Raw genomic sequence first — 9626 nt, 5'->3', positions numbered from 1 at the left:
CTCCATCATATTATACTACCAAGGCTGCCGGTGAATCTCTCGGCGGCCTATTCCGCTATCGGACAGGATAGTGAAACAAAAGATAAAAATGATGGAAAATGGTAAATATTATATTGACAGTATGCTGTCGAATTGTTATGATGCAATCATGAATACAATAGACAAACCAGAGGATCACCTAAGCAGATTTTCACTGAGTATATTCCACATTAATGGGTTACTAATGCGTTCCGGGGACATTATCACGCGTTCAATTGATCAAAGTAGCGCCAGGTGGCAGGTTCTTGGTCGAGTTGGATATAAACCCCAAACGGTGGCAATGATCGCTCGTGATATGGGACATGCACGTCAGAGCGTGCAGCGTGTTGCAGACGTATTAGTAAATGAAGGTCTGGCTATCTATAAGGACCATCAGACCGATAGACGCACAAAGCTGGTTGAACTTACTCCAAAAGGTGCAGAAGTACTGGGTGCTATCTACGAACAATATGCAGAGTGGAACCGGCATCTAATTACCAAACTCGCCCCAGAGCAATTGGATAAGATAGCAGATGCTCTTGAGAATGTCGGGCGAATTCTGGAGAAGGAGGTAAACTTCTTTAGTAATGGGAATTGGCAAAGCATTAATACTGGAGAATTAAATGAAGATGAGAATAAGTGATTGTTGATGGTTAAAAGAAGTCGTAAATATAAATCAATTAGATCAATTAGGAGGTATAGCATCATGCAGCGTTTATTTATTTGGGTCGAAATTCCCGTAGGTAACATGGAACGAGCCAAAACGTTTTACGAGCAGCTTTTTCAGATTGAAATGCCAACAATGGCGATGGGGGATTGTGATTATGCGTTTTTCCCTGTTCAGGAGCGGTTTAATGGGGGGGCTCTGGTTCAAGGTCCGAATCACAAGCCAGCAGCAGATGGCGTCACTGTGTACTTGGACGGAAGTCCCGATCTAGCAACAATTCTGTCAAGGGTTAACGAGGCTGGTGGAAAGGTTATCATGGAGAAAACGTATACTGGCGAGACTGCCGGCTATTTGGGGATGTTTCTAGATTCTGAAGGAAATCGCATCGGACTACAGCATTTGTGAACTTCCGCAAACGAGATATTTTTCTCTGTTTCAAGTCAAATTCACGAGTACAAAAGGTAATTTTAATGGAGTGTGCCAATGGAAAATATATACAATAAATTGCATACAACTGAAATACTGAACCGTATCGAGAATTTAAGTCCAAATTTAAAACCACAATGGGGAACAATGAATGTTGCTCAAATGTTGGCTCACTGCTCAGCGTTTCAAGATATTGCAATGGGAAATTCCTTTCCCCCGAGAGATTGGTTAGGAAGGTTAATAGGAAGGTTTTTGAAACCTATGTTATATAATGACAAGCCAACACCACACAATATGTCAACAATTTCGACCATACGTATTTTAGATGACAAAGATTTTGAGACAGAAAAAGAAAAACTGAAACAAAAGATTTTAACTTACCAAAGTAACGGTCCGGATAAATGTTCACCCCATCCACATCCTTTTTTTGGCGAATTCACTAATGAGCAATGGGGTAAAGGAATTTATAAACATCTAGACCATCATTTAAGACAATTTGGTGTTTAGTATTTTTTCGCAATGATTAATAATTGTTCAACGGATACAAGTACTCAATAAACGCCAAAGAAGGCTGCCGATAATGTGGCCATTTCGAACGGGTGTTAGCGCAGTAGCACCACTTCGCTGTGCTAACGGATGACGATAGCAACATTACGCTGGCTGACGGATTCATCGTCAGCCTGTTTGAAGTAACAGTTGTCCATAAGCAATTACCTACTGTCAAAGCAGGCAGTGAAGTATATATTGTTTGACTTGTTCGGAAGTGGAAAGCATCCGCTTAATGTTGTCTAAGATTTTGACCGAATGGATCAAGGGGATCCGACTGTACCGCCGCATTTCACGTGTGAAAGCTGTGGAGGGGCTATATCCTGAGTATTACAAAGGGATACATGGTTACGAATACCGGATCTCAGACGGATTAAAGAACAAAGAAGTGGAAGGTAGTTCAAAGTAGAACAGAAGAGGGATGGGTGTGAGGGTGGAAAGTTTACGGGCCGCCTTTGAAGTCTTGTTTATACCGCAAAATAAATTAAAAAAACATGACTTCAACAGCGGTTGGAACCCCACATTCATCCCTCCCCATAGACAAAAGTATGGGTTTACACGTAAAAAGACCGTCAGGATGTTTTTCCTGATGGTTTTTCTGGCTCGAACCATGGTTTTTAATGTGACTAATGATAGCGGGAAATCAAAAAAGAACCTGGATAGTTTTATCAGGTTCTTTTATATTGCATATAAACAGACACGATGATATAATCAGATTACGACTTTTATAAGTTACATAGACATAATTATTGTATTCTACACTTTAAGTGTACCATGCCGGTAAACTCTTGTCAAATTTTTTCTCAATTTAATGGTTAGGAGAGATATTGAATGAGTTCTTTGGTTCTCGGTTTTCAGGAAATGGAAAAAACGCAGCTTTTGCTCGTTGGCGGCAAAGGGGTAAATTTAGGGGAATTATCAAAAATTGAAGGAATACAAGTACCAGAAGGATTTTGTGTTACAACAGTGGGATATCAAAAAGCCATCGAACAAAACGAAACGTATCATGCTTTGTTGGATCGACTAACAATGCTAAAAGTAGAAGATCGAGATCAAATTGGTGAAATCAGCAGGAAGATTCGACAAATCATTTTGGAAGTAGAAATTCCTTCCGATGTTGTGAAAGCAGTTACTCACTATCTCTCCCAGTTTGGTATTGAACATGCTTATGCAGTGCGTTCTAGTGCGACTGCTGAAGATTTACCACATGCCTCTTTTGCTGGTCAACAAGACACCTATTTAAATATCATCGGCGTCGATGCCATCTTACAGCATATCAGCAAATGTTGGGCTTCCCTATTTACGGATCGCGCGGTCATCTACCGTATGCAAAATGGATTTAACCATAGTCAAGTTTATTTATCAGTTATCATTCAAAGGATGGTTTTCCCACAGGCTTCTGGGATTTTATTTACGGCGGATCCAATGACCTCCAACCGAAAGTTGCTATCCATCGATGCCAGTTACGGACTTGGAGAAGCATTGGTCTCTGGCTTGGTTTCTGCCGATAATTACACCGTACACGAAGGAAAAATCGTCAATAAGCGTATAGCAACCAAAGAATTGGCTATCTATGGACGCAAAGAAGGTGGAACTGAGACCAAGCAGCTTGATCCTGATCAGCAAAATAGTCAAACACTTACTGAACAACAAATTTTACAATTGGCACGCATCGGAAGACAGATTGAAGCTTATTTTAACAGTCCGCAAGATATCGAATGGTGTTTGGTCCAAGATACCTTTTATATTGTCCAGAGTCGTCCAATTACGACGTTATTCCCCATTCCTGAAGCTAATGATCAAGAAAATCACGTCTATGTATCCGTGGGCCATCAACAAATGATGACCGATCCTATGAAACCATTGGGATTATCTTTCTACCTGTTAATAACTCCTGCACCCATGCGTAAAGCTGGCGGAAGATTGTTTGTTGATGTTACACAGATGCTAGCTTCGCCTACCAGGAGACATATGATCATTGATGCTTTAGGGAAATCCGAACCGCTCACTAAAGACGCACTCACAACCATCGTAGAGCGGGAAGATTTTATCAAATTTCCACCAGATGATGGTAAAATAGTACCTAGTCCCAGTACAAGTAATGAAGGTATATCATCTTGGGATTTTCAAGCACAAATCGAGAATGATCCGACAATCGTTGCTGATTTGATTAAGAAGAGTCAAACATCGATCGAAGAGTTAAAAGTAAACATCCAAACGAAATCAGGATCAGAGTTATTTGATTTTATTCTAGAAGATATCCAGGAATTAAAGAAGATTTTACTTGACCCCCAGAGTTCGGCTGTGTTTATGACTGCTATGAATGCTTCGTCATGGATCAATGAAAAAATGTACGAGTGGCTAGGTGAAAAAAACGCAGCAGACACACTCTCTCAATCTGTGCCAAACAATATTACTTCGGAAATGGGTCTGGCGCTATTGGATGTCGCGGATGTAATTCGTCCTTACCCGGAAGTGATTGATTATTTACAACAGGTAAAAGATGATCATTTCTTGGATGAACTCGTTAAATTGGATGGCGGTCAGGAAACGCAAGACGCGATCTACGCTTATCTGAATAAATACGGAATGCGATGTGCGGGAGAAATTGATGTATCTAGAACTCGTTGGAGTGAAAAACCAAGTTCACTTGTTCCAATCATTCTTGGTAATATCAAAAATATGGAGCCGAATGCCGGCAAGCGAAAATTTGAGCAAGGGCGCCAGGAAGCTTTAGAAAAAGAACAAGTGTTATTAGAGCGATTGAAGCAATTACCGGATGGTGAAGAAAAAGCCAATGAGACCAAACGAGTGATCAGTCTGATCCGGAATTACATCGGTTATCGGGAATATCCCAAATACGGCATGATTAGTCGCTATTTCGTATATAAGCAGGCTATATTGAAAGAAGCCGAACAACTCGTACAAGCTGGCGTTATTCATGAAAAAGAAGATGTATTCCTTCTTTCTTTTGAAGAGCTTCACGAAGTCGTACGCACAAACAATCTTGATGATCAGGTGATCAACAAACGGAAAGAAGATTACAAATTTTTCGAAAAACTAACTCCCCCGCGAGTAATCACGTCGGATGGTGAAATTATTACAGGCGCGTACAAACGAGAAAATCTGCCAGCTGAAGCGATTATAGGTCTACCTGTTTCTTCCGGAGTGATAGAAGGACGAGCACGTGTTATCCTAAACATGGAAGAGGCTAATCTGGAAGATGGAGATATTTTAGTCACCTCCTTTACGGACCCTGGCTGGACCCCTTTGTTTGTATCCATTAAAGGACTTGTCACCGAAGTAGGTGGACTGATGACCCATGGAGCCGTTATTGCACGTGAATATGGCTTGCCAGCAGTCGTCGGAGTGGAAAATGCGACCAAACTGATAAAAGACGGACAACGAATTCGCGTGCATGGAACAGAAGGGTATATCGAAATATTGTAATGGCTTAGTCATAATGGATGGTAGTAACGGAGACGTTAGTTCAATGACGCAGACCACCACGTCGAAAGCAAATATGACACAAAGCACCCCCCAAAATCAAATGTTTTGATTGGGGGGTTATTAATCTGAGACGCCGAACTCTGACTTAAGTGGAAAGGTGGAAATACGAATGGTAACTATTCATAAGGTCGAATATGATCAAAAATCAACCTTAAGAAATCTCCTAGAACTTTATAAATACGATTTTAGCGAGTTTGACCCTGAAGATGTTAATGAAAATGGCTTATATGATTATATGTATCTTGATCATTATTGGACAGAGGAAGGCAGGCATCCATTTTTTATACGTGTAGATGGAAAATTGGCTGGATTTGCGCTTGTAAGAATTATGGGGATAAATGATCATGGGAAAAGAATTTATTCGGTGGCTGAGTTCTTTGTGATGAAAAAGTATAGAAAACTTGGAGTAGGTCTAATCGCTTCTAATGAAATATTCAATCGATTCAGTGGCATTTGGAAAGTTGCTCAAATAGAGACTAATAAACCAGCTCAAATATTTTGGAGGAAGGTAATTGAAAGCTATACAAATAACAACTTTCAAGAGGTTAGAGAAGACGAATGGGATGGTCCTATACAAACATTTTCAAATGAAAATAATAAAGTCAGAGATTGAACTAACGAAGAACGAAAGCACCATGAAACAGGTTGCTGACATTAGCTAGGCAGCCTGATGAGCGATTGGGCAGAAGAGTTTTTAATGCCTGGGGGTGTGATAAAATCATGAATCAAAAACCAAGAGTGATTTCAATTGCGTTATATCGATTCTGCAATGAATAATTTATTTGTCAGTGGAGGTTAGTTAAATGAATGTTGTAGTTACGGAATACAACGATAATTGGAAACAAAGGTTTAGCGAGGAATCTCAAAAAATAAAAGATGTTTTTGGTAATGAGCTAATTGAGATTCATCATATAGGTAGCACATCTGTTCCAGGGTTAAAAGCAAAACCAATTATTGATATCATGCCAGTAGTAAAGGATATTAAAAAAATTGATTCGTTTAATGAACAAATGACAGGTCTTGGTTACGAATGTATGGGTGAGCTCGGTATGAAAGGAAGAAGATACTTCAGAAAAGGCGGAGATAATAGAACACATCAAGTGCATGTATTCCAGGTGGATAACAGAGAAGATATTAATCGCCATTTGGCTGTAAGAGACTATCTCCGGATACATTCAGAGGAAGTTAATCACTATGGAAATTTAAAAGAACACCTTGCAAAACAATTCCCGAAGGACATTGACGCTTATATGGACGGTAAAGATACATTTGTTAAAGAGCTAGAAAGAAAAGCACTACATTGGTATAAAATGATCAAGGAACGTTAAGCTAGTGGATAACGTTAGCTTCATAGATCAAACAGGCTACCAGAGATAAACTCGGTGGCTTGTTGTGCTAACAGGCAGTTATCCAATCTTAGTTTTACAAATGACTACATATAGATACGCCCTTATTAAACCACTATAATATGCGAAGAACATAATGACCTTAAAATAAATAATTTCAATGATTTTTAAGGGGGCTCAACCCCTATGCTGTCTAAAAAAGAATAAAGGAGCTGTTACGTTAAATGAAACAGATTACTCTTCGCCAATCCCAAAATTCCGATGTTGAGACAATTGCTAATTTACGGGCAATTGTACTACGAAATGATTTGACTAGGTTAGGAAGGTTTGATGAAGAGAAGGTTCGTCAACGCTTCCGTAATTCATTTGACTCAGATCACACTTGGATCATTGAGTCAGATTCTTCTTTTATTGGCTGCGTAGCTCTTAAACCAACGTTAGATGGTTATTTATTGGAACATTTTTATATTTATCCCTATTACCAAGGTAAAGGGGTCGGTAGTCATGTATTAAAAAAATTGCTTGAACAAAATGATGTAAAAGGAAAACGTGTAACATTAAATGTCTTACAAGGAAGCTCTGCAAAACGTCTTTATGAACGGTTTGGTTTTAAAGTTGAAAGTGAGGATCTCATAGACGTTTACATGTCTGTGAATGTAGAGGGAAATATCAGAACCGTCGAAGGAATGTAATAATGCTCTCCCTAAAGTGGTATATTCGATTAACTTGAATATCAAGTAAATGTATCGGTTGTTTAACGAGGAACGATAGCTTCATAACAAGATATAGCAGGCTGCCGTTGATAAATCCGATGGCCTATTCCGCTAACGTGCAGGATGCTTAATGACCAAATATGGTAAAATAAAGGATATTATTGATGTCAGCCTAAATAAATACCAAAAAAACCGGAGTGGGAGGGAAATTAATGACTTCAAAGGTGAGGCCATTCGGAGTGTGGTCTACCGTTTTAAGTATTTTAGGGGCTTTGATGCTTATCTTCAGTTACTTAGTTTCAAAAAATCCAACCGCAAGTGAAATAATTGTTATTAAATCCCTGTTTTTTTCAGGACTAACTTTTTTAATCATTTGCATTGTTTTGGGCTTTATTGGTATTCTAACAGGCGAGAAAGGATTGTTAAAATTCACAGGAATCTTAATTGTTTTTCTTATGGTTGTAGGATTGGTAATGGTATTTTTAAGTATGACATTTTTAGGGTTTAGAGAACCATAGAGTACCTAACGGGATATGATAGTTCAACAATTGAATACCGAAAGGGATTATTTATATTAAAACACTGGCAGGCAAAAATCGTTTGGATTAATTGTCATAGTTGTACACTATCTTTTAACATTTATTTATTAGGACACGATTCTGTTGCCGAACATCGGATACATTTCTCAGAAAACGAATTAAAACAATTTGATATTAAATGGGATGGAATAATTGCTCTTAGCTATGCTGGTCAATATGAATTTCAACATTCATTTGAAGCGAATTTATTAAATGTAAGTTTTCAAGGGTTTGATATCCCTGAAGAATGATAATCAATCACAGGCAATGGCCAACAGAGTATTTGGAAAGATCTATAAGCATTATCTTGAACACCATGAATACCTTGCAATGGGCGGATATTACGCCTAGGATTCAACTAACGGATAACGTTATAAAACACGAAGGCAGCCGACACCTACTCGACAATAGATGCTAGAGCTTCTGCTGCAATGGTCTTGGCTGCTTCGTTACCTTGCTCTGAGTTCCCCGCAATAGTTTGCAGTGCTTTCTTGGCGATCTCCAACTGTGCGGTCAAACGGTCAACCATTTTGGCGAGATCGATGGTAAAGTCGTCTGTTAACTCGCCATTGCCTATTAAGACGACTGCAGTAAATTCGAATCTATTCTTCAACCTTTATTCATCTCCTTCAGCTTGATTTCATTGCCGGCGTAATCGGCCACAGTAGACGCTGTCCGGAATCCGGTGCAATTCCCCCAATAGGCGAATATTAAAATCATAGTCTACCAAACGCCATTTTGTAAATGCCTTACCCATCCTCACGGATGCGGCATCTGCATGTTGATTAGCTTACTTCCTCTTGACCATAACACTGAGGTCAGGGTTTATAATGAGATTATCATGAGCAGAAATCTACTGGAAAGGAAATATGATACGTTATGGATATTACTCCACAAGAAGAAAACATGATTAAGGCTCTACGTGAGGCTGCATTACCCCCTTTATTTGTGCTCATACGAATTAGAAATGATATTTCAAATGACACTGCAAATGTCGAAGAGAGCCGAAGAGATGACGTCGTTAAAACATTAGAAAAATACATCGGTCCACTCTGGGAAGACTATCATGAGGGGAAGAATTCACAAGCCAAAGAAAGATCTTAACGAATTAATCTTAACTATGCAATGGCTGCAACCCCCAAACTCGCACCACTTAGATTGATATTATTACGAAGAATTATAGTTCAATAACGAAAGGGCTGCCGAATGGCAGTCCTTTTTTACGCTAATGAGCAGTAGAGTTTCAATTTCTGAATTATGGAAAAAATATATGAACGGAATATTACAACTAACTCGGAGGTGGAGGTTTGACCTTACGGCTGATTGGTGCCATTATTTGCTGGTTTATCGCTTTCGTTTTTCTTACATTAGGCATAATAGTTGTTAAAAGTGAAAAACGCAAACAAGATACTATTGCCAAAGAATTAAAATTACGTGATATTGAAGGTGTTGCTGATTCATTTTTTGTATGGATAATCTTTTTTGTCGTTAATTCAATTGGTGCGTTATTAAGAGCATTACCTTGGTGGTTAGTTAAAGTTATTTATATCCTACTCGGTATCGGGTTTGTGTTTTTAGGTATTAAGTGTATGGGCTGGTCGGATTAGGGGACGTAGTAAAACCAATCAGATTAAACTGATGGTGAACTATAATTGAGGGGCTTGCTTCGCGGCAGCTCCTCTTTTGTGTATTAAAGTACGGGCAGGATAGTGCAACAATATATCATTCAAATCAAGCCAATTTGTAGTAAAATAAGATAATTAATTCAGTAATAGGTTCATAAGTTTATGGTTAAAAAGTGGAACTGTCATAAATGAAGTAG

The 9626-nt window shown here is 38.9% G+C and carries 13 protein-coding genes; 12 read left to right on the top strand and 1 reads right to left on the bottom strand.

All coding sequences use genetic code 11. From position 1 onward, the window contains the following. Positions 1 to 88: 88 nt before the first annotated feature. From GC098_RS30810 to GC098_RS30770, 10 genes are all read left to right on the top strand, one after another. Positions 89 to 661: a MarR family winged helix-turn-helix transcriptional regulator gene (locus tag GC098_RS30810; RefSeq protein WP_312880444.1), complete on the top strand. Its 573-nt coding sequence runs from the start codon at positions 89 to 91 to the stop codon at positions 659 to 661. A 63-nt stretch (positions 662 to 724) separates the two neighbouring features. Continuing rightward, the gene (locus GC098_RS30805) at positions 725 to 1090 is read left to right on the top strand and encodes a VOC family protein (RefSeq protein WP_171647406.1); all 366 of its coding nucleotides are present in this window, start codon (positions 725 to 727) and stop codon (positions 1088 to 1090) included. A gap of 78 nt (positions 1091 to 1168) precedes the next feature. Then, entirely contained in the window at positions 1169 to 1618 is a 450-nt protein-coding gene (locus GC098_RS30800; RefSeq protein WP_171647404.1) for a DUF1569 domain-containing protein, read from the top strand. A 119-nt stretch (positions 1619 to 1737) separates the two neighbouring features. Further along, the gene (locus GC098_RS41015; RefSeq protein ID WP_281367152.1) at positions 1738 to 1863 is read left to right on the top strand and encodes a hypothetical protein; all 126 of its coding nucleotides are present in this window, start codon (positions 1738 to 1740) and stop codon (positions 1861 to 1863) included. 29 nt (positions 1864 to 1892) lie between these two features. Then, positions 1893 to 2066: a hypothetical protein gene (locus GC098_RS30795; protein WP_171647323.1), complete on the top strand. Its 174-nt coding sequence runs from the start codon at positions 1893 to 1895 to the stop codon at positions 2064 to 2066. Between the two features lie 422 nt (positions 2067 to 2488). Beyond that, complete coding sequence (gene ppsA, locus GC098_RS30790; RefSeq protein ID WP_171647402.1) at positions 2489 to 5107, top strand: phosphoenolpyruvate synthase; 2619 nt, start codon at positions 2489 to 2491, stop codon at positions 5105 to 5107. A gap of 169 nt (positions 5108 to 5276) precedes the next feature. Beyond that, entirely contained in the window at positions 5277 to 5780 is a 504-nt protein-coding gene (locus GC098_RS30785) for a GNAT family N-acetyltransferase (RefSeq protein ID WP_171647401.1), read from the top strand. A gap of 190 nt (positions 5781 to 5970) precedes the next feature. After that, a complete protein-coding gene (locus GC098_RS30780; protein WP_171647399.1) occupies positions 5971 to 6495 on the top strand; it encodes a GrpB family protein in 525 nt (174 codons plus the stop codon). Positions 6496 to 6737: 242 nt separating this feature from the next. Then, a complete protein-coding gene (locus GC098_RS30775) occupies positions 6738 to 7205 on the top strand; it encodes a GNAT family N-acetyltransferase (RefSeq protein WP_171647397.1) in 468 nt (155 codons plus the stop codon). Positions 7206 to 7438: 233 nt separating this feature from the next. After that, on the top strand, positions 7439 to 7744 hold the full coding sequence (locus GC098_RS30770) for a hypothetical protein (RefSeq protein WP_171647395.1): 306 nt from the start codon (positions 7439 to 7441) through the stop codon (positions 7742 to 7744). Positions 7745 to 8201: 457 nt separating this feature from the next. On the opposite strand, the gene GC098_RS30765 is transcribed toward GC098_RS30770, so the two are convergent. Then, the gene (locus GC098_RS30765; protein WP_171647393.1) at positions 8202 to 8417 is read right to left on the bottom strand and encodes a hypothetical protein; all 216 of its coding nucleotides are present in this window, start codon (positions 8415 to 8417) and stop codon (positions 8202 to 8204) included. 266 nt (positions 8418 to 8683) lie between these two features. Between GC098_RS30765 and GC098_RS30760 the strand changes: the two genes are divergently transcribed. Together GC098_RS30760 and GC098_RS30755 are read left to right on the top strand one after the other, a co-directional pair. Continuing rightward, positions 8684 to 8908, top strand: a complete 225-nt coding sequence (locus tag GC098_RS30760; protein WP_171647391.1) for a hypothetical protein — start codon at positions 8684 to 8686, stop codon at positions 8906 to 8908. Between the two features lie 203 nt (positions 8909 to 9111). Continuing rightward, positions 9112 to 9411, top strand: a complete 300-nt coding sequence (locus GC098_RS30755) for a hypothetical protein (protein WP_171647389.1) — start codon at positions 9112 to 9114, stop codon at positions 9409 to 9411. Positions 9412 to 9626 lie beyond the last annotated feature (215 nt).

The organism is Paenibacillus phytorum (assembly GCF_013141715.1).
In the GTDB taxonomy this organism is placed as follows: domain Bacteria; phylum Bacillota; class Bacilli; order Paenibacillales; family NBRC-103111; genus Paenibacillus_E; species Paenibacillus_E phytorum.
The sequence above is the reverse complement of the archived record's forward strand: the minus strand, read 5'-3'. Positions and strand labels throughout refer to the sequence as shown.